Origin of the sequence: Burkholderia sp. B10 (genome assembly GCF_004368385.1) — a bacterium.
In the GTDB taxonomy this organism is placed as follows: domain Bacteria; phylum Pseudomonadota; class Gammaproteobacteria; order Burkholderiales; family Burkholderiaceae; genus Burkholderia; species Burkholderia vietnamiensis.
The window spans coordinates 1-22,105 of the sequence record NZ_PQMX01000085.1; the positions used below are offsets into that span (position 1 = coordinate 1).

The window sequence follows — 22,105 nt, forward strand, 5'->3', positions numbered from 1 at the left end:
GTTGAATCCCAGCCCGCCCAATCCCGGCCCGGCCAATCGTGGCCCGGTTAATCGCGGCCCATCCAGTCACGGCCGGCTTGTCGCGTCTCGTCAATCCCAGCCCGGCCGATTCACTGCTTCGTCCGCGCGCGTGCCGCGGCAACCCGGCCCTTGCCCGCGGCCGCGCGTGGTTTCCCGCCGGCCGGCTGTGTCGTGCCACGCGCCGGTGTGCCAGCGGCTGAGGCGGCCGGCTCGTCCTCGGCCCGCACGCCATTCGACACCGATTCGCGCCGGCTCACGCGCGGCTCGCCGGGCGTCGCGCCGGCCTCGCGCGCGAGCAGCCTGATCTTCATGGCCGCCGAGCCCAATTCCGCACCGTCGTCGAACAGCGGCAGCGTGCCGACCGCGATCAGCTCGGCCGGCCCGTCGCCGACATTGGCGACGCGATGGCGCTTCCTCGCATCGAAATGCAGCGAATCGCCGGCCGACAGCGGGTAATCGCGCTTGCCGATCGTGTAGCACACGCGGCCGGCGAGCACGTACACGAACTCGTCGCCGCCGTGCGCGACCCACTCCGACCGGTAGCCCTCCATCATCCGCACCTTCAGCGCATTGATCTGGCTGCCGTCGAAGGTCGTCGACAGCCGCTCGTACCACTGCGACGCCGCGTCGAGCGCATAAGGCTCGCGGCGGCCCGCGTGCGAATCGGGCTGCGCCTGGCGCGGCTGGTCGATCAGCGTGCCGAGCGGCACCTTCAGCGCGTTCGCGACGTTGACCAGCGACGACAGCGAGATGCCGGTCAGATTGCGCTCGACCTGCGACAGGAAGCCGACCGACAGGTGCGCTTCGGTCGCGACTTCCAGCAGCGTCTTCTTCGCTTCCCGGCGCAGGCGCCGAATGCGCTGGCCGATACGCATGATGTCTGAATCCATGAATCTCTTTCGTGGCAACTCGTGGCAACGAACCGGAAAGCGCGCAACACGCGGCGCGGCGGCCGCGCCCCAGCATGCCGCGCATCGCCCGCGGCACGGCCGTCGGGCGGCGATGCCGGCGCATTGTACCCGCGGCATCGTGACGCCGCCCGTAGCCGTCGGTGGTCGCCGAGCGGGCCGCCGCGTCACGATCGGTAATTTTAGCCCTACGAAAATTTGCGCTTGACCGCCCTGTATGCGTGCTCTAGATTTTGTCCCTCATCAAACAAAGTTAAGTATGACAAAAATTGAGCCGCAGCGTCGGGGCGTTCGCCGCCACGCCGCCGCCGGCCGTCGACAACAATCAATGACGGGTATCCGATGATCGATCGACTCCAATTCAGCTTCTCCGGCCTTGCCGCGTACGATGCGCGCGTCGCCGACACGCAGGCCGGCCTGTCGCGCCTGCTCGACGCCGCGCGGCTCGATGCGGTCGTGGTCACGTCGCAGGACGAGTACATCACCGAATACCTGCCGCGCTGCAACAACCCGCGCTATGCGCTGTCGGGCTTCGACGGCTCGGCCGGCTGCGGAATCTTCCTGAGCGCGGCGACGGCGCACGCGCTCGGCATCCCGCCGTTCGTGCTGTTCGTCGACGGCCGCTATCACCTGCAGGCCGAACGGCAGTGCGACCCGGCGCGCGTGCAGGTCGTGAAGCTCGGCATCGACGTGACGATCTGGCAGGCGCTCGCCGGCTGGCTGGTCACGCACGCGGCGCGGCTCGCGCGGGTCGGCTACGACGCGTGGCGGATCAGCATCGCGCAGCGCGACCGGCTGCTCGCGCAGACGCAGCCCGCGTCGCTCGACTGGGTGAGCCTCACGTCGCGCGAAATCGATCGCGCGATCGCGCTGCCGGGCTGGGTCGTCGAACGGCCGATCTTCGGGTTGCCGGAGGCGACGACCGGCGTGAGCGTCGCGCAGAACCTCGACGCGCTGAACGGCCGGCTCGCCGCGCACACCGCCACGGCGAGCGACACGGCGACCGCCACGGCGACCGCCACGACGAGCGACACGACGACCGACACGACGACCGACACGACGACCGACACGACGACCGACACGACGACCGACACGACGAGCGACACGACGAGCGACACGACGAGCGACACGACGACCGACACGACGACCGACACGACGCCCCCCACGACCGCCTTCGTCACCTGCGCGTCCGACGATCTCGCCTATCTGCTGAACAGCCGCGGCTATCACATCCCGAATGCGTCGTCGCATCTCGGCTTCCTGTTCGTGCTCGGCGAGCAGGTCGCGCTGTTCCTGCCCGAAGGCTGCGACCGCTGTGCGGTCGACCTGCCGTCGTACCCGGCGTTGCACGTGATCCGGCGCGACTTCGCCGAACTGGAGCGCTTCCTCGCCCGCTTCGCCGTCGAGCACGTCTGCTACGGCTTCGAATCGGTCAACTGCGCGCTCGTCGAATCGGTGCGGCGCGTCTGGCCGCATGCGCGCCACGCCGATTTCAACCCGGTCGAGGCGCTGCGGGCGAGCAAGACGCCGGCGGCGCTCGAGCGCTTTCGCGATGCGTTCGCGCGCAGCTCGGCAGCGATCGCCGAGACGATGCGCTGGGCCAAGACCGGCGAGCCGGGACGGCGCCACACCGAATACGACCTGGCGCGCAAGATCAACGACGCGTACGGCGCGCGCTCGGCCGTCGCGCTGACGTTCCCGTCGATCGCCGCGAACGGCGCGAACAGCGCGTTCGCGCATTACACGGAGGCGAGCGCCGACGTCGAACTGACCGAGGGCGAACTCGTGCTGCTCGACAGCGGCGCGTACTACGACGCCGGCTTCGCGACCGACTGCACGCGCGTGGTGCTGCGTCGCACGCGAGCGGAGACGGTCGCGCAGCCGTGGCAGCGCGAAATCTACACGGTCGCGCTGAAGGCCTGCATCAAGGGGCTCGTCACGCGCTTCCCGAACACGGCGACGTGCGGCGACGTCGATGCGACGGTGCGCCAGGTGTGCCGCGACCACGGCTACGATTACGGCCACGGCACCGGTCACGGCGTCGGCATCCACGTGCACGAGGGCGGCGTGCGCTTCGCGCCCGGCGCGTCGTACGGGCTGGTGCCGAATGCGGTGATTTCGGTCGAACCGGGTATCTACCTGCCGGGCAAGGGCGGCGTGCGGATCGAGAACATCGTGATCGTCCATGCGGACGACGCCGAAGCGGGCACCGTCGCGTTCGAAAACCTCGTCACCGTGGGCTACGACTGGGACCTGATCGACGTCGCGCTGCTCGACGACGACGAGCGCGCGTATCTGCGCGACTACGAACGGCTTTGCGCGCAACGCGGCACGCAGGTCACCGCGTGTCCGTTGCTGTAAAGGAAGGGGAGTGCGGCGCGGCCGCGCATGGTGCGACGGGGCGCCGGCGCTGCGGCGCGCTCAGCGCATCAGCGCCGACACGCGTCCGTCCGGCCCGTAGACGCCGGCCGGCGCGGACGCCGAGCGCAGCACCGCGAGCGCGCGATCGTTGTAGTCCATCCGGATCCGGATCAGCATCCCGTTGGTCGCATTGGCCTGGCGCGCGCGTTCGGTGGCCTGCAGCAGCAGTTGCCAGCGGCCGGCGAGACGCGCGTCGCGCTCGGCGGCCTGATCCATGCCTTTCTTGCCGGCCGGAAAGCCGAGCGCCGACAGCTGCGCGTCGCGCGTGCGCTCGAGCTGCGCGAGCCGATCGATCAGCTCGCTCTTCTTTTCGACGATACCGGGCAGCATGTCGAGCGGCTGCGGCGTCGTCAGCGCCTTTTCTTCATACGCGAGCAGCGACGCGAACGCTTCGACCGTCGCGTGTTCGTCGTTGACCGTGGCCAGCAGCTCTTCTCTCATCGCGTCATGCTCGTCGCGCCGGCACGCGTTCCCGCATGCCGGCCATCCAGGGGACCGGTCAGGGCGTGACGGGCCCCGGGCCGGCTCAGTTGCTCTGCGAGCGCTGCCGTTGCAGCAGGTCGCGGGCGGTATTCAGTACGCCGTCGGCGATCTTGTTCACGTCGATCGTCAACGAGCCGTCCTTCAATGCGTCCTTGATCGACTGGACCAGCGCCGTGTTGATGTCGGCGCTGCCGGAGGCCGACAGCGAACGCAGCTGTCCCGACAGACCCGACAGGTTCACGCTCGTGTCGCCGCCGGTCGATCCAGCGTCGCCGGCCTGCGCGGACGACGACGAAGCCGCGCCGGATTGCGCGCGGGTCGCGCCGTTGCCGGTGGGCGCGAGTGGGCTCGGGTTCGGAGTGGAATCGATTTTCACGATGGTTTTCCTGTTCGGTTTGACCCAGATAACGGCCGGTCCGGCCCGAACTTTAGCATCGCGGGTGCGAAATTCTCCGAATAAACAATTCTTTGCAATGTTGCGGTGGGTCCGGTCCCTATAGCGGAATTTCCACCGTGCCGGCGTCCTTGACGATCGCCGTGACGATCTGCCCGGCCGCCATCCTGACCCGCACCGACTGGCCCGGCGCCGCGTTCGCGAGCGCGTTGCCCTCGGCCGAGATCGTGAAACCGGGGCCGGCCGCGACCACCCGCACCGTCTGGCCGGCCGACACCGACGCGGCGCTCTTGAGCATGTCCTGGCGCAACGGCAGCCCGGCCGCGATCCGCGCGAGCGAGGTCGCGCCGATCGCCTGCGCCGGATCGGTGATCACCGCGAGCGGCAGCACCGTCAGGTCGCCGTTGCGCGCGATCAGGTCGGCGGCGGTGAGTGGCTCGCCCGGCGCGATCTGCCGCGCGGCGACGTAATAGGTGGCCTGCACGGTGACCTTCGCCTGCAGATAGACCGTCCACGGCCGCGCGCCCGCGCAGCGCACGCCGACCGTCGTGCGGCCCCACAGGCGCGCGCCGGTCGGCAGGAACGGCTCGAGCGTCGTGCATTCGGCGAGCCCGCGCGGAAACGCGGCGGCGACCGTCGTGGTGGTCTTGCCGGGCAGCCCCGCGATCTGCTGCTGCAGGAACGCGAGCGCGCTGCGCCGGATCGATTCGGGGTCTTGCTGGCCGGGCGGGGTCGCAGGCTGCGCCGCGGCGGCCGGCTGGGGCGCGGGCGCGGCGTACGCGGTGCGCACGGCGGCCGCGCGCGCGGCGAAGGCCGGCCGCGGCGCGTTCGACGCCGGTTCGGGCGCGCCGGCGACGACGGTCGCGACGGCGCCCGGATCGGCAGCGCGCGGTGCCGCGTAGCGGGGAGCGGCGTAACTGGAGGCGGTAGCGGCAGTAGCGGCGTGCGCGGCATAGGCGCTGCTGACGGAATTGGCGCGCGCGTCCGCGTAGGCGGCGCGCGGGGCGGCGCTCGGCACCGCAGCCGGCGCCGGGACGTCGACCACGACCATCGTGCCGGCCGGCTGCGCGGCAGGTGCAACCGTGCCCGCGCCGACCATGCCGGCACCGGCATTCCCGACCGGCGCCGCGCCGCCGCTGCCCGCGACCGTCGCAACGCCTGCGCCGCCTGCGCCGCCGCGGCCCGGTTGTCCCACACCCGCCACGCCCGCCGCGCTCGCATGGGCGAGCGCGGTCTCGACCGTCTCGCCGCGCCCCGGGATCACGATCATCGCGTCGTCCGCGTGCGCGCCCGGCGCCGCGAGCCACAACGCCGCGGCGAGCGCGAACGCACGCCGCACGCGCTTGCCGCGTGCGCCGTCGTTGCGAAGTGCGCTGCCTGTCATCGCCGTGTCCTCGAAACCGTTGATCCGATTCGCATTCTAGGCAGCGGGGCCGTCGCGCAAACGATGAATAGAGGGGGCCTTTGGCGCGTTATTCGTCCGATTGCGGGTTGTGCCGCACCCCTACCATCGGTGTCATGGAAAAAAGCCCCTTGGGTCGCCATCCGGCGCGGGGGGCGTGCAGCGCTTCATCTGGAGAGACGCACACATGCTGGACAAACTCGATGCCGAATTCGCGTTCGGCCGACAGGCGCTCGACGTGCGCGCCTATCGGCAGGAACTGTTGTCGTCGAACATCGCGAACGCCGACACGCCGGGCTATCAGGCGCGCGACGTCGATTTCGCGTCGGCGCTCGCGCGCTCGCTGAAGCAGACGGACGGCGGCCTCGCGCCGAGCAACGCCGCGCAACTGCCGATGGCGCAGCCGGCCGGCGTGACGAGCGGGATGACGATGGTGTCCACCGCGCCCGGCCACATGGCCGGCGCCGCGAAGCTGATCCCGACCGGCGGCCCGGCCGACGACTACGGTCGCGCGCAGTACCGGATGCCGCTGCAGCCGTCGCTCGACGGCAACACGGTCGACCTCGACGTCGAGCGCGTGCAATTCGCGAACAACGCGCTGCACTACGAGAGCGGCATGACCGTGATGACCCAGCAGATCAAGACGATGATCGCCGCGATCACGAGCAACCAGTAACGGCGCGCCCCGCCATCGAATCCGAGCACCAGGAGCCACCATGCCCTCGTTGATGAACATTTTCGGCGTCGCCGGTTCGGCGCTGTCCGCGCAATCGCAGCGCCTGAACGTCACCGCGTCGAACCTCGCGAACGCCGACAGCGCGACCGGCCCCGACGGCAAGCCGTACAAGGCCAAGCAGGTCGTGTTCGCGACCGACCCGCTCGGCGGCGCGCGCACCGCGTCCGGCCAGGGCGTGGGCGGCGTGCGCGTGACCAAGGTCGTCGACGACCCGTCGCCGATGAAGTCGACCTACGACCCCGCGAACCCCGCCGCCGACGCGAACGGCTACGTGCAGATGCCGAACGTCGACCCGGTGCAGGAGATGGTGAACATGATCTCGGCGTCGCGCTCGTACCAGGCCAACGTCGAGACGCTGAACACCGCGAAGACGCTGATGCTCAAGACGCTGACGATCGGCACGTAAGCCGCGCGCCGCGCCAGATTCGACAGTTCCGACAGTTCCGACCCAAGGCCACCAGGATGACATCCTCCAACACGACGATCGGCAGCAACGGCACCAACGTGTCGACGTTGCCGACCGACACGATGAACACCAACAAAGTGTCGACGACCGGCACGTCGGCGAGCGACCTGCAGGCGACGTTCCTGAAGCTGCTCGTCACGCAGTTGCAGAACCAGGACCCGACCAGCCCCGTCGACAGCTCGCAGATGACGTCGCAGCTCGCGCAGATCAACACGGTCAGCGGCATCGCGCAGCTGAACTCGTCGCTGTCGTCGCTGTCGACGCAGCTCGCGGCCGGCCAGCAGACGCAGGCCGCGCTGCTGATCGGCACCAACGTGCTCGCGCCGGGCAACGACGTCTCGGTGAAGAGCGGCGCGGCGTCGCCGTTCGGCGTGTCGCTCGCGAACGACGTGTCGAACCTGACCATCACCGTGAAGAACAGCGCGGGCGTCGTCGTCAACACGATCGACGCGGGCAAGCAGTCGGCCGGCACGGTGCCGTTCAACTGGACGCCGACCGATGCAGCCGGCAATGCGCTGCCGGACGGCAAGTACACGGTGAGCGCGCAGTACACGGGCAGCGACGGCAAGACCTATGCGCCGACCGTGCTCGCGGCCGCGCAGGTACAGAGCGTCATCAAGCAGGCCGACGGCACCGCGGGGCTGGTGCTGTCGAACGGCACGACGGTGGGCTTGACCCAGGTCGCGTCGATTTTCCCGAACACCGCGTCGTCGTCGTCCGGCGGCACGACCACCACCAACTGATCCAGCTTTCTCGCAAACGGAGACCGAAATGGGTTATCAACAGGGTCTGAGCGGCCTCGCCGGCGCATCGAACGCGCTCGACGTGATCGGCAACAACATCGCGAACGCGAACACGGTCGGCTTCAAGTCGAGCACCGCGCAGTTCTCCGACATGTACGCGAACTCGATCGCGACGTCGGTCAACACGCAGATCGGGATCGGCACGACGCTCGGGTCGGTGCAGAAGCAGTTCGGCCAGGGCACGATCAACACGACGAATTCGTCGCTCGACGTCGCCATCAACGGCAACGGCTTCTTCCAGATGTCGAACAACGGCGTGACGACCTACTCGCGCGACGGCACGTTCCAGCGCGACAAGAACGGCTACATCGTCAACGCGCAGGGCATGAACCTGATGGGCTACACGGCCGACAAGAACGGCGTGGTCAGCACCGCGCAGACCGTGCCGCTGCAGGCGCCGACGTCCAACATCGCGCCGACGCCGACCACCAAGATCGTCGGCCAGTTCAACCTGAACTCGCAGGACGTGGTGCCGACCAAGACGCCGTTCAACGCGACCGACAGCGCGACCTACAACTACTCGACCGCGATCCAGGTGTACGACTCGCTCGGCGGCTCGCAGGCGGTCAACATGTACTTCGTGAAGTCGGCGGCCGGTGCGTGGGAAGCGTACGCGGGCGTGCAGGGCGGCACGATGACCGATCTCGGCACGGTCAAGTTCGATTCGTCGGGCGCGATCACGAGCACGACGCTGCCCGCGTCGGCCACGCCGACCGCATCGCTCGGCCAGTTCCAGTTCAGCGTGCCGACCACCGACGGCTCGTCGACGCCGCAGGCGCTGACGCTCGACCTGACCGGCACCACGCAGTACGGCGGCAAGGACGGCGTGAACAACCTCGCGCAGGACGGCTACGCGAGCGGCACGCTGACGACCTTCTCGATCGGCGCGGACGGCAAGCTGACCGGCAACTATTCGAACGGTCAGACGGCGGTGCTCGGCCAGATCGCGATCGCGAACTTCAACAACCCGAACGGCCTGATCAACCTCGGCGGCAACCAGTATGCCGAGACGGCCGCGTCGGGCGTGCCGCAGATCTCCGCGCCGGGCAGCACCAACCACGGCACGCTGCAGGGCAGCGCGCTGGAGAACTCGAACGTCGACCTCACGTCGCAGCTCGTGAACCTGATCACCGCGCAGCGCAACTACCAGGCGAACGCGCAGACGATCAAGACGCAGCAGACCGTCGACCAGACGCTCATCAACCTGTAAAGCGCGGATAACCGGCAGCCATGGACCGACTGATCTACACGGCGATGACGGGCGCGTCGCAGTCGCTCGACCAGCAGGCGATCGTCGCGAACAACCTCGCGAACACGTCGACGACGGGCTTTCGCGCGCAGCTCGCGAACTACCGCGCGGTGCCGATGAATTTCGGCGACGGCAGCACGATCGACCCGACGACGACGCGTACCTACGTGCTCGCGTCGACGCCCGGCGCGGACTACGCGCCGGGTCCGATCACGCGCACCGGCAACCCGCTCGACGTGGCCGTGCAGGGCGCCGGCTGGCTGTCGGTGCAGACCGCCGACGGCGGCGAGGCGTACACGCGCGCCGGCAACCTGCACGTCGACGAGAACGGCCAGCTCGTCAACGCGAGCAACCTGCCGGTGATCGGCAACGGCGGCCCGATCTCGGTGCCGCCGAACGCGGAAGTCACGATCGGCAAGGACGGGACGGTGTCCGCGCTGATGCCGGGCGACCCACCGACCGCCGTTGCGATGGTCGATCAGATGAAGCTCGTGAACCCCGACCCGACCACGCTCACGCGCGGCAACGACGGGCTGTTCCGCACCGCCGACGGCAATCCGGCCGACGCCGACCCGAACGTCGTCGTCACGCCGAATTCGCTCGAAGGCAGCAACGTGAACCCGGTGACCGCGATGGTCGCGATGATCGACAACGCGCGGGCGTTTCAGCTGCAGTCGAAGCTGATCCAGACGGCCGACCAGAACGAGCAGTCGGCGAACCAGCTGCTCAACTTCAGCTGAGCGGCACGGCCCTCGCTACCAGGAGAAGATTCAACATGAACCGATCGCTCTACATTGCCGCCACCGGCATGAACGCGCAGCAGGCGCAGATGGACGTGATCTCGAACAACCTCGCGAACACCAGCACCAACGGCTTCAAGGCGTCGCGCGCGGTGTTCGAGGATCTGCTGTACCAGACGATCCGCCAGCCGGGCGCGAACTCGACGCAGCAGACCGAGCTGCCGTCGGGCCTGCAGCTCGGCACCGGCGTGCAGCAGGTCGCGACCGAGCGCCTGTACACGCAGGGCGGCCTCACGCAGACCGGCAACTCGAAGGACGTCGCGATCAACGGCGCGGGCTTCTTCCAGGTGCTGATGCCGGACGGCACCAACGCCTACACGCGCGACGGTTCGTTCCAGACCAACGCGCAGGGCCAGCTCGTCACGTCGAGCGGCTATCAGATCCTGCCGGCGATCACCGTGCCGCAGAACGCGCAGTCGCTGACGATCGGCAAGGACGGCGTCGTGTCGGTCACGCAGCCGGGCTCGAACAACGCGGTGCAGATCGGCTCGCTGCAGATCGCGACCTTCATCAACCCGGCCGGCCTCGAGGCGAAGGGCGAGAACCTGTTCGCCGAGACCACCTCGTCGGGCGCGCCGAACGTGTCGCAGCCGGGCCTGAACGGCGCGGGCGTGCTCAACCAGGGCTACGTCGAGGCGTCGAACGTGAACGTCGTGCAGGAGCTCGTCAACATGATTCAGACGCAGCGCGCGTACGAGATCAACAGCAAGGCCGTGACGACGTCCGACCAGATGCTGCAGACCGTCACGCAGATGAAGACCTAACCGGAAGTCCCGCCGTCGCCATGAAGCAGGTCCGCCTCCTCCCGTCAGCCACCGTCCGCGCCGCGTGCGCGGTCGCGGTGGCCGCGCTCGCCGGTTGCGCGCAGATTCCGCGCGATCCGATCATCCAGCAGCCGATGACGGCGCAACCGCCGATGCCGATCGCGATGCAGGCGCCCGGCTCGATCTTCAATCCGGGCTTCGCGGGCCGGCCGCTGTTCGAGGATCAGCGGCCGCGCAACGTCGGCGACATCCTGACGATCGTGATCGCGGAGAACATCAACGCGACCAAGTCGTCGGGGGCGAACACCAACCGGCAGGGCAACACCGACTTCAACGTGCCGACGGCCGCGTTCCTCGGCGGGCTGTTCGCGAAGGCGAACCTGTCGGCGACCGGCGCGAACAAGTTCGCGGCGACCGGCGGCGCGAGCGCCGCGAACACGTTCAACGGCACGATCACCGTGACGGTGACCAACGTGCTGCCGAACGGCAACCTCGTCGTGAGCGGCGAGAAGCAGATGCTGATCAATCAGGGCAACGAGTTCGTGCGCTTCTCGGGGGTCGTCAACCCGAACACGATCTCGGGCGCGAACTCGGTCTACTCGACGCAGGTGGCCGACGCGCGGATCGAATACTCGGCGAAGGGCTACATCAACGAAGCCGAGACGATGGGCTGGCTGCAGCGCTTCTTCCTCAATCTGGCACCGTGGTGATCCCGATGCAGCAGCCTCTTTTCCACCGCCTGTCGCGGCGCGCAGCGCGCGCGCTGGCCGGCGCATTCATGCTGATCGCGTGCGCGTTCGGCGCCGCCGGCGCCCATGCGGAGCGCCTCAAGGATCTCGCGCAGATCCAGGGCGTGCGCGACAACCCGCTGATCGGCTACGGCCTCGTGGTCGGCCTCGACGGCACCGGCGACCAGACGATGCAGACGCCGTTCACGACGCAGACGCTCGCGAACATGCTCGCGAACCTCGGCATCTCGATCAACAACGGCTCGGCGAACGGCGGCTCGTCGTCGCTGAACAACATGCAGCTGAAGAACGTCGCGGCCGTGATGGTGACCGCCACGCTGCCGCCGTTCGCGCGGCCGGGCGAGGCGCTCGACGTGACGGTGTCGTCGCTCGGCAACGCGAAGAGCCTGCGCGGCGGCACGCTGCTGCTCACGCCGCTGAAGGGCGCGGACGGGCAGGTGTACGCGCTGGCGCAGGGCAACATGGCGGTCGGCGGCGCGGGCGCGAGCGCGAACGGCAGCCGCGTGCAGGTCAACCAGCTCGCGGCCGGCCGCATCGCCGGCGGCGCGATCGTCGAGCGCTCGGTGCCGAACGCGGTCGCGCAGATGAACGGCGTGCTGCAGCTGCAACTGAACGACATGGACTACGGCACCGCGCAGCGGATCGTGTCCGCGGTGAATTCGAGCTTCGGCCCGGGCACCGCGACGGCGCTCGACGGCCGCACGATCCAGCTCGCCGCGCCGGCCGACCCGTCGCAGCAGGTCGCGTTCATGGCGCGCCTGCAGAACCTCGACGTGAGCCCGGATAAGGCGGCCGCGAAGGTGATCCTCAACGCGCGCACCGGCTCGATCGTGATGAACCAGATGGTCACGCTGCAAAGCTGCGCGGTCGCGCACGGCAACCTGTCGGTGGTCGTCAACACGCAGCCGGTGGTGTCGCAGCCGGGGCCGTTCTCGAACGGGCAGACGGTGGTCGCGCAGCAGTCGCAGATCCAGCTGAAGCAGGACAACGGCTCGCTGAAGATGGTGACGGCCGGCGCGAACCTCGCCGACGTCGTGAAGGCACTGAACACGCTCGGCGCGACGCCGGCCGACCTGATGTCGATCCTGCAGGCGATGAAGGCGGCGGGTGCGCTGCGCGCCGATCTGGAGATCATCTGATGGCGAATCTTCCGAACGCAAACGACCTGACGCAGCGCTTCGCGCTCGACGTGCAGGGTTTCGACGCGCTGCGCGCGCAGGCGAAGGCGTCGCCGCAGGCCGGCGCGAAGGCGGTCGCGGGCCAGTTCGACGCGATGTTCACGGAAATGATGCTCAAGAGCATGCGCGACGCGACGCCCGACGGCGGGCTGCTCGACTCGCACACGTCGAAGATGTACACGTCGATGCTCGACCAGCAGCTCGCGCAGCAGATGTCGAAGCGCGGCATCGGCGTCGCCGATGCGCTGATGAAGCAGCTGCTGCGCAACGCGGGCCAGGGCGCCGATCCGGCGGGCGATGCCGGCGCGGCCGGCATCGGTGCGACGGGCCTGGGCGCGGCCGGCGCCGGCACGTCGGGCAACGAAGGTAGCCTCGCCGCGATGAACGCGATGGCGCGGGCCTACGCGAATGCGGCGAACAACGGCGCGCTCGCCGGCACGCGCGGCTACTCGGCCGGCAGCGCGCTGACGCCGCCGCTGAAGGGCTCGAGCGGCGTGCAGGACGCGGACGCGTTCGTCGACCGGCTCGCCGCCCCCGCGCAGGCGGCGAGCGCGGCGACCGGCATTCCGGCGCGCTTCATCGTCGGCCAGGCTGCGCTCGAATCGGGCTGGGGCAAGCGCGAGATCCGCGCGAGCGACGGCTCGACCAGCTACAACGTGTTCGGCATCAAGGCGAACAAGGGCTGGACGGGCCGCACGGTGGCGGCGCTCACGACCGAATACGTGAACGGCACGCCGCGCCGCGTGGTCGCGAAGTTCCGCGCGTACGACTCGTACGAGCACGCGATGACCGACTATGCGAGCCTGCTGAAGAACAACCCGCGCTACGCGGGCGTGCTGAGCGCGAGCCGCAGCGTCGAGGGCTTCGCGCACGGCATGCAGAAGGCCGGTTACGCGACCGACCCGCACTACGCGAAGAAGCTGATCTCGATCATGCAGCAGATCGGCTGACGCGCCGCGCCGCCACGGCCGCGCGGCGTGATTTCCTGCCGTGTTTCCGACCGCGCCCGGCGTCCGCCGCGCGCGGTTTTATCGTTTGCGCGGAAAATAATCCGCGATTCGATCTAAACTTTCGGTCAGCACTGCCGCTAAGTGTGAGAGACCAGCAACCGGGCCCATGTTCAGGCCCGGTTTTATTGCGTCCCGGTTGCCGGGGCGTCCATGACAAGAAACCGGCTAGCCATGAATATCGAAACGTCGACCGACCCGAGCCTGGATGCGGGCCATTCCGGACCCGACTACGCCCGCCGCAATCCGCTCGAGATCGGCGTGCAGTTGCGCAACCTCGTGAACCGGGGCGACTTCCTGACCGTCCAGTATCCCGGCGGGCAGCTCGTCACGCGCCTGCTCGACGTCGACGTCGGCGCGCGCACCTTCACGTTCGACTGGGGCGCGCTGGCCGAGCAGAACGCCGGCATCCTCGCCGCGTCGCATTGCACCTTCGCCGCCGCGCCGGACGGCGTGCGCGTCGAGTTCACCACCGGCACGCCGCGCGAGACGCGCTACGAGGGGCTGCCCGCGTTCGTCGCCGAATTCCCCGAGGTGCTGATGTGCATCCAGCGGCGCGAGTACTTCCGCGTCGATGCGCCGGTCGTCGATCCGTTCCAGTGTCGCGGCAAGCTGCCCGACGGCGAGGGCTTCGTGTTCGAGGTGCAGAACCTGTCGCTCGGCGGCGTCGGGCTGCGCACGATCGACGAGCGCGTCGAGACGCTCGAAGTCGGCACGCTGCTGCCGGAGGTCGAGCTCGAACTGAACGGTCACGGCAAGCTGTCGCTCGACCTGCGCCTCGTGTCGCAGCGCTCGACGCAGCTGCCGAACGGCTCGCGCCGCTATCAGCTCGGGTTTCGCTTCATGTCGCTGCCGGGCAGCGCGGAGAACACGCTGCAGCGCCTGATCACGCAGCTCGAGATGAAGCGCCGCTCGCTCGCGCGGGCGTGACGCACCGCCTCGCGGCCGCCGCGCGCACGCGCGCGCCGCGTGCGCATTTTTCCCTCAATTTTTTCGATCCGCGGCCGTTATACCGGGAGTCACGCAACCCGGCGGCCGCAGCGCGGCCGGCTCATCAGGATCGCGCATGTCCAACACATTCATGAACCTCGGCGTCAGCGGCCTCAATGCCGCGCTCTGGGGCCTCACGACGACCGGTCAGAACATCAGCAACGCCGCGACGCCCGGCTATTCGGTCGAGCGTCCCGTCTATGCCGAAGAGAGCGGCCAGTACACCGCGAGCGGTTATCTGCCGCAGGGCGTGAACACCGTCACCGTGCAGCGGCAGTACAGCCAGTACCTGAGCGACCAGCTGAACGCCGCGCAGTCGCAAGGCGGCGCGCAGTCGACGTGGTATTCGCTCGTCGCGCAGCTGAACAACTACGTCGGCAGCCCGACGGCCGGCATCTCGACCGCGATCACGAACTATTTCACCGGGCTGCAGAACGTCGCGAACAACGCGTCGGACCCGTCGGTGCGGCAGACCGCGATCAGCAACGCACAGATCCTCGCCGACCAGCTGAAGGCCACCGGCCAGCAGTACGACGCGCTGCGTCAGAGCGTGAACACGCAGCTCACCAGCACCGTGTCGCAGATCAACACGTACACCGCGCAGATCGCGCAGCTGAACCAGCAGATCGGGGCCGCGAGCAGCCAGGGGCAGCCGCCGAACCAGCTGCTCGACCAGCGCGACCTCGCGGTGTCGAACCTGTCGTCGCTCGCCGGCGTGCAGGTCGTGCGCAACGACAGCGGCTACAGCGTGTTCCTCGCGGGCGGCCAGCCGCTCGTCGTCGCCGACAAGAGCTACCAGCTCGCGGCCGTCGCGTCGTCGTCCGATCCGAGCGAGCTGACCGTGGTGTCGCAGGGCATCGCCGGCGCGAATCCGAAAACGCCGGACCAGTCGCTGCCCGATGCGTCGCTGTCGGGCGGCACGCTCGGCGGCCTGCTCGCGTTCCGCCGTCAGACGCTCGATCCGGCGCAGGCGCAGCTCGGCGCGCTCGCGACCAGCTTCGCCGCGCAGGTCAATGCGCAGAACGCGCTCGGCGTCGACCTGTCGGGCAATCCGGGCGGCAGCCTGTTCGCCGTCGCGCCGGCGACCGTCTTCGCGAATCAGGGCAATACCGGCAACGCGGCGCTGTCCGTGTCGTTCACGAACCCCGCGCAGCCGACGACGGGCGACTACACGCTGTCGTTCGACGGCACCAACTACACGCTGGCCGACCGCGCGAGCGGCTCGGTGATCGGCCAGTCGACGTCGATGCCAGCGTCGCTGGGCGGGCTGCAGCTGTCGTTCTCGTCCGGCGCGATGAACGCCGGCGACCAGTTCACCGTGCTGCCGACGCGCGGCGCGCTGACCGGCTTCGGGCTCGCGACGACGAGCGGCGCGGCGATCGCGGCGGCGTCGCCGGTCGTCGCCTCCGCGTCGACGACCAACATCGGGACGGGGAAGATCGTCTCGAACGGCGTGAGCTCCGGCTATCAGATTCCGGCCACCAAGCTCACCTACGACGCGGCGACGAACTCGCTGTCGGGCTTCCCGGTCGGCACGACGGTCACGATCGCGGGCACGCCGCCCACCTCGGTGACGATCGCCAACCCGACCGACAGCGTGCCGTACAACGCGAGCCAGGGCGCGAAGATGACGATGTCCGGCACGCTGAACGGTGTGACCGTCACGTTGTCGGGCGCGCCGTCCGACGGCGACTCGTTCTCGATCGGGCCGTACGCGGGCGGCACGAGCGACGGCGCCAACGCGCTCGCGCTGTCGCAGCTGGTGACGGCCAAGTCGCTCGGCGGCGGCACGACCACGCTCACCGGCGCGTATGCGAACTACGTGAACGCGATCGGCAACACGGCGAGCCAGCTGAAGTCGTCGAGCGCCGCGCAGACGTCGCTGGTCGGCCAGATCACCAGCGCGCAGCAGTCGGTGTCGGGCGTGAACCAGAACGAGGAAGCGGCGAACCTGATGCAGTACCAGCAGCTTTACCAGGCGAACGCGAAGGTGATCCAGACCGCGCAGACGCTGTTCCAGACCGTTCTCGGCCTGTTCAACTGACCGGATTCGAGGGATAGAAGCGATGCGGATTTCCAGCGCCCAGTTCTTCCAGCTGAACGTTTCACAGATGAACGATCAGCAGGCTCAGCTCTCGCAGCTGTACCAGCAGATCGCAAGCGGCGTGAGCCTGCAGACGCCGGCCGACAACCCGGTCGGCGCGGCGCAGGCCGTGCAGCTGTCGATGACGTCGGCGACGCTGTCGCAGTACACGGCCAACCAGAGCACGGCGCTCGCGTCGCTGCAGGCCGAGGACCAGACGCTGCAAAGCGTGAGCACCGTGCTGACCGGCGTGCAGACGCTGACCGTGCGCGCCGGCGACGGTTCGCTCGCCGACAGCGACCGTGCGGCGCTCGCGACCCAGCTGCAAGGCTATCGCGACCAGCTGATGACGCTCGCGAACACGAACGACGGCGCGGGCACCTATCTGTTCGCCGGGGTCAACAATTCGTCGGCGCCGTTTACGAGCAGCCCGAACGGCACCGTGTCGTATGTCGGCGATTCGGGCACGCGCCAGGTGCAGATCGGCGATTCGAGCAGCGTCGCGCAAGGCGACACCGGCGCGGCCGTGTTCATGTCGGTGCAGTCGCTCGGCAGCGTCCCGGTGCCGGCGGCGGACGCCGCCAACACGGGCACCGGCCGGATTACCGCGGTGACCGTCACGAGCCCGTCGGCCGCGACCAACGGCCATCATTTCGCGATCACGTTCGGCGGCACGCCGGCCGCGCCGACCTACACGGTCACCGATTCGTCGGCCAAGCCGCCGACCACGACGCCCGCGCAGGCGTACACGGCCGGCGCGTCGATCGCGCTCGGCGGCGGGATGACCGTCTCGGTGTCCGGCACGCCGTCGGCCGGGGACTCGTTCTCGGTCACGCCCGGCCCGCAGGCAACCGGCGGCGCGGACATCTTCTCGACGCTCGACTCGATGATCGCCGCGCTGAAGACGCCGGTGACGGGCAATCCCGTCGCGGCCGCCGCGCTGTCGAACGCGATGATGACCGGCTCGATCAAGGTCGGCAACACGATGCGCAACGTGACGACGATCCAGGCGTCGGTCGGCGGCCGCGAGCAGGAAGTCAAGGCGATGCAGGCGGTCACCCAGACGGCGTCGCTGCAGACCACCAGCAACCTGACGGACCTGACCGGCACCAACATGGTGACGACGATCAGCCAGTATCTGCAGGTGCAGAACGCGCTGACCGGCGCGCAGAAGGCCTACGTGCAGCTGCAGAACCTGTCGCTGTTCCAGTACGTCAATCCTTGATCGGCGCGCAGCATCGTGCGATGTGAGCCTTCGCTCACGTCGCGCGGTGCGCGTGCCGGTCGCCCGCGCGGCGACCGGCGCGGTGACCCACGGCCGCCCGGCCGACTCGTTCCCCCGTCATACCGCAAGCCCGCTCCCGGCGCGCCATTGCCGCGCGTGCGGCGGCGCGCTTGCCAGCCCTATTTCCGCTCCGTAAACTCGCGCCAGATTCCAGGCCGGCGCACCGTCCGCCGCCGGCGACCGACAGGAGCCCTTTCCCCATGTCCGATTCCTACTTCCCGCGCTGGCGGGTGCAACCGGCCGGCGCGGCGTCGCGCGTGGTCGGGCCCGACGAGCGCCTCGCGTGGCCGCAGATGGTCGCGATGGGCGTGCAGCACGTCGTCGCGATGTTCGGCTCGACCGTGCTCGCGCCGCTGCTGATGGGCTTCGATCCGAACCTGTGCATCTTCATGTCGGGCATCGGCACGCTGCTGTTCTTCGTGCTGGTCGGCGGCCGCGTGCCGAGCTACCTCGGCTCGAGCTTCGCGTTCATCGGCCTGGTGATCGCGGTGACCGGCTACGGCGGCAGCGGGCCGAACCCGAACATTCCGGTGGCGCTCGGCGGGATCGTCGCGTGCGGCGTCGTGTACGTCGCGCTCGGCGCGCTGGTGCAGGCGATCGGCACGCGCTGGATCGAGACGCTGATGCCGCCGGTCGTCACCGGCGCGGTGGTCGCGGTGATCGGGCTGAACCTCGCGCCGATCGCGGTCAGGGGCGTGTCGGCTTCGACCTTCGACTCGGTGATGGCGCTCGTGACCGTGCTGTGCGTCGGCGGCGTCGCGGTGTTCGCGCGCGGGATGGTGCAGCGGCTGCTGATCCTGGTCGGGCTCGTGATCGCGTACGCGCTCTATGCGGTCGCGACCAACGGCATGGGCCTCGGCAAGCCGATCGACTTCTCGATCGTCGCGCATGCCGCGTGGTTCGGCGTGCCGCGCTTTCGCGCGCCGGTGTTCGATCCGCACGCGATGCTGATGCTCGCGCCGATCGCGGTGATCCTGGTCGCCGAGAACCTCGGCCACATCAAGGCGGTCAGCGCGATGACGGGCACCAACCTCGACCGCTACGTCGGCCGCGCGTTCATCGGCGACGGGCTCGCGACGATCGTGTCGGGCAGCGTCGGCGGCACGGGCGTGACCACCTACGCGGAGAACATCGGCGTGATGGCCGTCACGCGGATCTATTCGACGCTCGTGTTCGCGCTCGCCGCGCTGATCGCGATCGGGCTCGGCTTCTCGCCGAAGTTCGGCGCGGTGATCCAGACGATTCCGGGCCCGGTGCTCGGCGGCGTGTCGATCGTCGTGTTCGGGCTGATCGCGGTGACGGGCGCGCGGATCTGGGTCGTCAACAAGGTCGACTTCTCCGACAACCGCAACCTGATCGTCGCGGCCGTCACGCTGGTGCTCGGCGCCGGCGACTTCTCGCTGAAGTTCGGCGGCTTCGCGCTCGGCGGCATCGGCACCGCGACGTTCGGCGCGATCATCCTGTACGCGATCCTGCGCAAGGAGAAGGAGCCGGGCCCGGTGGTGTGAGCGGGTAGCGGAAGCGGCCCCGCCGGCGCCCGCTCATGCGCCGGTGTTCGACTGCCCCTGCAGCCACGCGCAGAACTGCGCGACGAGCGGATCGTCGGCGGACGCGCCCGGCGCGATCCACCAGTAGCTGCGCGTCGCGATGCGCGGCCCGTCGAGCGGCATCACGAGGCGGCCGCTCGCGAGCTCGTCGTCGATCAGCGGCAGCGGGCCGAGCGCGACGCCGAGCCCGTCGACGGCCGCCTGCAGCGCGAGATAGAAGTGGTCGAACGACTGCCGCTTGCGCCCCTTCATCGTCACGCCGGCCGCGGCGAACCAGTCGCGCCAGCCTTCCGGCCGCGTATCCGAATGCAGCAGCACGTGCCGCGCGAGATCTTCCGCGCGGGCGATCGGCGCGCGCTTGAGCAGCGCGGGGCTGCAGACGGGAATCACGCTTTCGTCGAGGAAATGGCCGCTGCGCCAGTTCGGCCCGGGGCCGGGCTCGCGGCGGATCGCGACGTCGAAGCCGTCGAGCGTGTCGAGCGCCGCGTTCGACGTGGACAGCTTCAGCTCGACGTTCGGCACGTCGCGCTGGAACCGCGACAGGCGCGGCAGCAGCCACTTCATCGCGAAGGTCGGCAGCGCGTTGATGCGCAGCACGCGCGTCGCGCCGGCGTTGCGCAGCTGCTCGGTGGCGAGCGCGATGCTGTCGAACGCGGCGCGCACGGTGTCGAGATAGCGGCGCCCGTCGTCGGTGAGCTTCACGCGCTTGCCGTAGCGCTGGAACACCGGCTTGCCGAGCCACGCCTCGAACCCGGCGATTTGCCGGCTGATGGCACCGTGGGTCACATGCAGCTCGTCGCCGGCGGCGCTGAAGCTCTCGTGTCGGGCCGCTGCTTCAAAGGCACGAAGCGCGGAAAAGGGCGGTAGGTCGCGTGGCATGCTTGTGATTCTAGATCACAAGGACGCGCCGATAAAATCGTTTTGCCGTCCTCCGCGACGGCGGTAACCTCGTGGCACCGCTTGATGAGGAGCCCCATGCAATCCGTTTCCCCACCGCCCACCGCCGCGCCGCGCCCGATCGGTCTCGCCGAGCTGTTCACCGGTTTCCTGTCACTCGGGCTGATGTCGTTCGGCGGCGCGCTGCCGTTTGCGCGGCGCACCATCGTCGACGAGCGCAAGTGGCTGTCCGCCGACGAATTCACCGATCTGCTCGGCCTGTGCCAGTTCCTGCCGGGCGGCAACGTGATCAACCTGTCGGTCGCCGTCGGCATGCGCTTTCGCGGCGTCGCGGGCGCGTTCGCCGGCATTCTCGGGTTGATCGCGGGGCCGACGCTCGTCGTGGTCGCGCTCGGCGTGCTGTATGCGAAGACGCAGGCCGACCCGCACGTGCAGCATCTGTTCGGCGGGCTCGCGGCCGCAGCCGCGGGGCTGCTCGTCGCGATGGCGGTGAAGGTCGCGCGGCCGCTGCGGCAGGCGCCGCGCACGGCCGCCGGCATCGCGGCGCTCGCGTTCGTCGCGATCGCGGTGCTGCGCGTGCCGCTGCTGCCGACGATGCTCGTGCTGACGCCCGTCAGCATCTGGCTCGCGTCGCGGCGTCGCGACACGCCGGCGCAGCCGCGCGCCGAGGCACGCGACGGAGGCGGCCGATGAACGACACGTTGATTGCGATCGCGACGATCTTCAGCCAGCTGTCGCTGCTCGCGTTCGGCGGCGGCAACACGATCCTGCCGGAGATGCAGCGGCAGGTCGTCGACGTGCATCACTGGATGAGCGCGCACGAGTTCACCGCGCTGTTCGCGCTCGCGCAGGCGGCGCCGGGGCCGAACATGATGATCGTGTCGCTGGTCGGCTGGCACGTGGCCGGCTGGGCCGGGCTGCTGGTCGCGTCGATCGCGAAGTTCGGGCCGTCGTCGATCGTGACCGTGCTGGCGCTGCACGCGTGGGAGCGCTTTCGCGACCGGCCGTGGCGCCGCTACGTGCAGCAGGGGCTGATGCCCGTCACGGCCGGGCTCGTCGCGGCCAGCGCGATGCTGATCTCGCAGGCGTCGAACCGCAGCGCGATCCAGTGGGGCATCACCGCCGCATGCGCGGTGCTCGCGTGGCGCACGCGCATTCATCCGCTGTGGCTGCTCGCGGCGGGCGCGTTGATCGGGCTCACCGGCATCGGCCAGTGAAGGGCGGCCGGCCGCCGCGCCGACGCCGATGAATCGCCCGCCGTGCGCGGCATGCGGCCGGGCGGCACACCACATGGAGGATCGATGAATCTCGACGGCGCCAGCCGCAACCTCACCGTCGCCGCGCTGCTCACGCTCTCCGGCGGCTATCTCGACGCGTACACGTACGTCGGCCACGGCCACGTGTTCGCGAACACGATGACCGGCAACGTCGCGCTGCTCGGCATCAATCTGTCGGCCGGCGAATGGGCGGCCGCGCTGCGTCACGTGCCGCCGCTCGGCGGGTTCGTGGTCGCGGTGCTCGTCGCGCACCTGCTGGGCCTCGCCGCCCAGCGCGGCTGGATGCGCCACACCGCGTTCGCGAGCCTGATCGTCGAGATCGCGTTTCTCGGCCTGGCCGCGAGCGGGCTGGTGGGCGCGTCGAGCGCGTGGCTGATCCCCGGCATCACGTTCGTCGCGACGCTGCAGACGCTGTCGTTCACGCATCTCGAGGCGCTGTCGTACACGTCGGTGATGACGACCGGCAATCTGCGCCGCGCCGCGCAGAAGCTGTTCGTCGGGCTGATACCGCGCTACGACGCCGGCGCGCTGCACGATTCTGCGCTGCTCGCGACGATCAGCTTCTGCTTCCTCGGCGGCGCCGTGTGCGGTGGACTCGTCACGCGGCTCGCGCCCGATGTCGCGCTGTGGGGCGCGGTGTTGCCG

Annotated in this window: 21 protein-coding genes and 2 pseudogenes; 18 read left to right on the top strand and 5 right to left on the bottom strand. The window is 69.4% G+C overall.

Going from position 1 to position 22,105, the window contains the following annotated elements:
- Positions 1-110: 110 nt before the first annotated feature.
- The gene (locus C3Y15_RS27515; protein ID WP_034192490.1) at positions 111-911 is read right to left on the bottom strand and encodes an XRE family transcriptional regulator; all 801 of its coding nucleotides are present in this window, start codon (positions 909-911) and stop codon (positions 111-113) included.
- 360 nt (positions 912-1,271) lie between these two features.
- Between C3Y15_RS27515 and C3Y15_RS32620 the strand changes: the two are divergent.
- Positions 1,272-1,937, top strand: a pseudogene (locus tag C3Y15_RS32620) (aminopeptidase P family N-terminal domain-containing protein); the annotation flags it as partial.
- 159 nt (positions 1,938-2,096) lie between these two features.
- Positions 2,097-3,290 (top strand): annotated as a pseudogene (locus tag C3Y15_RS32625) (M24 family metallopeptidase); the annotation flags it as partial.
- Positions 3,291-3,350: 60 nt separating this feature from the next.
- Here C3Y15_RS32625 and C3Y15_RS27525 read toward each other — a convergent pair.
- The 3 genes from C3Y15_RS27525 to flgA form a co-directional block, all read right to left on the bottom strand.
- Positions 3,351-3,791 carry a flagellar protein FlgN gene (locus C3Y15_RS27525; protein WP_011886266.1) on the bottom strand — a complete coding sequence of 147 codons (441 nt, stop codon included), beginning with the start codon at positions 3,789-3,791 and terminating at the stop codon, positions 3,351-3,353.
- 85 nt (positions 3,792-3,876) lie between these two features.
- Complete coding sequence (gene flgM / locus C3Y15_RS27530) at positions 3,877-4,209, bottom strand: flagellar biosynthesis anti-sigma factor FlgM (protein ID WP_011886265.1); 333 nt, start codon at positions 4,207-4,209, stop codon at positions 3,877-3,879.
- Between the two features lie 118 nt (positions 4,210-4,327).
- Complete coding sequence (flgA, locus tag C3Y15_RS27535) at positions 4,328-5,611, bottom strand: flagellar basal body P-ring formation chaperone FlgA (RefSeq protein WP_059695716.1); 1,284 nt, start codon at positions 5,609-5,611, stop codon at positions 4,328-4,330.
- Between the two features lie 205 nt (positions 5,612-5,816).
- On the opposite strand from flgA, the gene flgB reads away from it, so the two are divergent.
- From flgB to C3Y15_RS27605, 13 genes are all read left to right on the top strand, one after another.
- The gene (gene flgB, locus C3Y15_RS27540; protein ID WP_011886263.1) at positions 5,817-6,305 is read left to right on the top strand and encodes a flagellar basal body rod protein FlgB; all 489 of its coding nucleotides are present in this window, start codon (positions 5,817-5,819) and stop codon (positions 6,303-6,305) included.
- Positions 6,306-6,345: 40 nt separating this feature from the next.
- Positions 6,346-6,771 carry a flagellar basal body rod protein FlgC gene (flgC, locus tag C3Y15_RS27545; RefSeq protein WP_011886262.1) on the top strand — a complete coding sequence of 142 codons (426 nt, stop codon included), beginning with the start codon at positions 6,346-6,348 and terminating at the stop codon, positions 6,769-6,771.
- 56 nt (positions 6,772-6,827) lie between these two features.
- Positions 6,828-7,574: a flagellar hook assembly protein FlgD gene (locus tag C3Y15_RS27550; RefSeq protein ID WP_011886261.1), complete on the top strand. Its 747-nt coding sequence runs from the start codon at positions 6,828-6,830 to the stop codon at positions 7,572-7,574.
- Positions 7,575-7,602: 28 nt separating this feature from the next.
- Positions 7,603-8,844, top strand: coding sequence for a flagellar hook protein FlgE (gene flgE, locus C3Y15_RS27555; protein WP_014723814.1), 1,242 nt, complete (start codon positions 7,603-7,605; stop codon positions 8,842-8,844).
- Between the two features lie 20 nt (positions 8,845-8,864).
- Positions 8,865-9,623 (top strand): flagellar basal-body rod protein FlgF, encoded by a 759-nt coding sequence (gene flgF / locus C3Y15_RS27560; RefSeq protein WP_011886259.1) that lies wholly within the window; start codon positions 8,865-8,867, stop codon positions 9,621-9,623.
- A gap of 35 nt (positions 9,624-9,658) precedes the next feature.
- Positions 9,659-10,447, top strand: a complete 789-nt coding sequence (gene flgG / locus C3Y15_RS27565; RefSeq protein WP_011886258.1) for a flagellar basal-body rod protein FlgG — start codon at positions 9,659-9,661, stop codon at positions 10,445-10,447.
- Between the two features lie 20 nt (positions 10,448-10,467).
- Positions 10,468-11,157: a flagellar basal body L-ring protein FlgH gene (gene flgH, locus C3Y15_RS27570; protein ID WP_011886257.1), complete on the top strand. Its 690-nt coding sequence runs from the start codon at positions 10,468-10,470 to the stop codon at positions 11,155-11,157.
- Between the two features lie 5 nt (positions 11,158-11,162).
- On the top strand, positions 11,163-12,335 hold the full coding sequence (locus tag C3Y15_RS27575) for a flagellar basal body P-ring protein FlgI (RefSeq protein ID WP_034192572.1): 1,173 nt from the start codon (positions 11,163-11,165) through the stop codon (positions 12,333-12,335).
- Positions 12,335-13,324, top strand: a complete 990-nt coding sequence (flgJ, locus tag C3Y15_RS27580; RefSeq protein ID WP_011886255.1) for a flagellar assembly peptidoglycan hydrolase FlgJ — start codon at positions 12,335-12,337, stop codon at positions 13,322-13,324. The genes C3Y15_RS27575 and flgJ overlap by 1 nt, the downstream gene beginning before the upstream one ends.
- A gap of 231 nt (positions 13,325-13,555) precedes the next feature.
- On the top strand, positions 13,556-14,311 hold the full coding sequence (locus tag C3Y15_RS27590; protein WP_014723810.1) for a flagellar brake protein: 756 nt from the start codon (positions 13,556-13,558) through the stop codon (positions 14,309-14,311).
- A gap of 136 nt (positions 14,312-14,447) precedes the next feature.
- Positions 14,448-16,415, top strand: a complete 1,968-nt coding sequence (gene flgK, locus C3Y15_RS27595; protein ID WP_059462218.1) for a flagellar hook-associated protein FlgK — start codon at positions 14,448-14,450, stop codon at positions 16,413-16,415.
- A 22-nt stretch (positions 16,416-16,437) separates the two neighbouring features.
- Entirely contained in the window at positions 16,438-17,679 is a 1,242-nt protein-coding gene (gene flgL, locus C3Y15_RS27600; protein WP_011886252.1) for a flagellar hook-associated protein FlgL, read from the top strand.
- 260 nt (positions 17,680-17,939) lie between these two features.
- Positions 17,940-19,247 (top strand): solute carrier family 23 protein, encoded by a 1,308-nt coding sequence (locus C3Y15_RS27605; protein ID WP_034192494.1) that lies wholly within the window; start codon positions 17,940-17,942, stop codon positions 19,245-19,247.
- A gap of 33 nt (positions 19,248-19,280) precedes the next feature.
- Here the strand turns inward: C3Y15_RS27605 and C3Y15_RS27610 are convergent, their stop codons facing one another.
- Positions 19,281-20,165: a transcriptional regulator GcvA gene (locus C3Y15_RS27610; RefSeq protein WP_034192495.1), complete on the bottom strand. Its 885-nt coding sequence runs from the start codon at positions 20,163-20,165 to the stop codon at positions 19,281-19,283.
- Positions 20,166-20,261: 96 nt separating this feature from the next.
- Here C3Y15_RS27610 and C3Y15_RS27615 point away from each other — a divergent pair, with 96 nt between their 5' ends.
- The 3 genes from C3Y15_RS27615 to C3Y15_RS27625 form a co-directional block, all read left to right on the top strand.
- A complete protein-coding gene (locus tag C3Y15_RS27615; RefSeq protein WP_059475575.1) occupies positions 20,262-20,876 on the top strand; it encodes a chromate transporter in 615 nt (204 codons plus the stop codon).
- On the top strand, positions 20,873-21,400 hold the full coding sequence (locus tag C3Y15_RS27620) for a chromate transporter (protein WP_011886248.1): 528 nt from the start codon (positions 20,873-20,875) through the stop codon (positions 21,398-21,400). The genes C3Y15_RS27615 and C3Y15_RS27620 overlap by 4 nt, the downstream gene beginning before the upstream one ends.
- 84 nt (positions 21,401-21,484) lie before the next feature.
- On the top strand, positions 21,485-22,105 hold a 621-nt coding region (locus C3Y15_RS27625; RefSeq protein WP_134206900.1), incomplete at its 3' end, for a YoaK family protein.

What these genes read in the sequence shown, in the direction of transcription:
- C3Y15_RS27575 (WP_034192572.1), top strand. Translation starts at nt 11,163, where the DNA reads ATGCAGCAGCCTCTTTTCCACCGCCTGTCGCGGCGCGCAGCGCGCGCG.
- flgH (WP_011886257.1), top strand. Translation starts at nt 10,468, where the DNA reads ATGAAGCAGGTCCGCCTCCTCCCGTCAGCCACCGTCCGCGCCGCGTGC.
- flgJ (WP_011886255.1), top strand. Translation starts at nt 12,335, where the DNA reads ATGGCGAATCTTCCGAACGCAAACGACCTGACGCAGCGCTTCGCGCTC.
- flgF (WP_011886259.1), top strand. Translation starts at nt 8,865, where the DNA reads ATGGACCGACTGATCTACACGGCGATGACGGGCGCGTCGCAGTCGCTC.
- C3Y15_RS27605 (WP_034192494.1), top strand. Translation starts at nt 17,940, where the DNA reads ATGTCCGATTCCTACTTCCCGCGCTGGCGGGTGCAACCGGCCGGCGCG.
- C3Y15_RS27550 (WP_011886261.1), top strand. Translation starts at nt 6,828, where the DNA reads ATGACATCCTCCAACACGACGATCGGCAGCAACGGCACCAACGTGTCG.
- flgL (WP_011886252.1), top strand. Translation starts at nt 16,438, where the DNA reads ATGCGGATTTCCAGCGCCCAGTTCTTCCAGCTGAACGTTTCACAGATG.
- C3Y15_RS27515 (WP_034192490.1), bottom strand. Translation starts at nt 911, where the DNA reads ATGGATTCAGACATCATGCGTATCGGCCAGCGCATTCGGCGCCTGCGC.
- C3Y15_RS27525 (WP_011886266.1), bottom strand. Translation starts at nt 3,791, where the DNA reads ATGAGAGAAGAGCTGCTGGCCACGGTCAACGACGAACACGCGACGGTC.
- C3Y15_RS27620 (WP_011886248.1), top strand. Translation starts at nt 20,873, where the DNA reads ATGAACGACACGTTGATTGCGATCGCGACGATCTTCAGCCAGCTGTCG.
- flgE (WP_014723814.1), top strand. Translation starts at nt 7,603, where the DNA reads ATGGGTTATCAACAGGGTCTGAGCGGCCTCGCCGGCGCATCGAACGCG.
- C3Y15_RS27615 (WP_059475575.1), top strand. Translation starts at nt 20,262, where the DNA reads ATGCAATCCGTTTCCCCACCGCCCACCGCCGCGCCGCGCCCGATCGGT.
- C3Y15_RS27610 (WP_034192495.1), bottom strand. Translation starts at nt 20,165, where the DNA reads ATGCCACGCGACCTACCGCCCTTTTCCGCGCTTCGTGCCTTTGAAGCA.
- C3Y15_RS27590 (WP_014723810.1), top strand. Translation starts at nt 13,556, where the DNA reads ATGAATATCGAAACGTCGACCGACCCGAGCCTGGATGCGGGCCATTCC.
- flgK (WP_059462218.1), top strand. Translation starts at nt 14,448, where the DNA reads ATGTCCAACACATTCATGAACCTCGGCGTCAGCGGCCTCAATGCCGCG.
- flgC (WP_011886262.1), top strand. Translation starts at nt 6,346, where the DNA reads ATGCCCTCGTTGATGAACATTTTCGGCGTCGCCGGTTCGGCGCTGTCC.
- flgA (WP_059695716.1), bottom strand. Translation starts at nt 5,611, where the DNA reads ATGACAGGCAGCGCACTTCGCAACGACGGCGCACGCGGCAAGCGCGTG.
- flgG (WP_011886258.1), top strand. Translation starts at nt 9,659, where the DNA reads ATGAACCGATCGCTCTACATTGCCGCCACCGGCATGAACGCGCAGCAG.
- flgB (WP_011886263.1), top strand. Translation starts at nt 5,817, where the DNA reads ATGCTGGACAAACTCGATGCCGAATTCGCGTTCGGCCGACAGGCGCTC.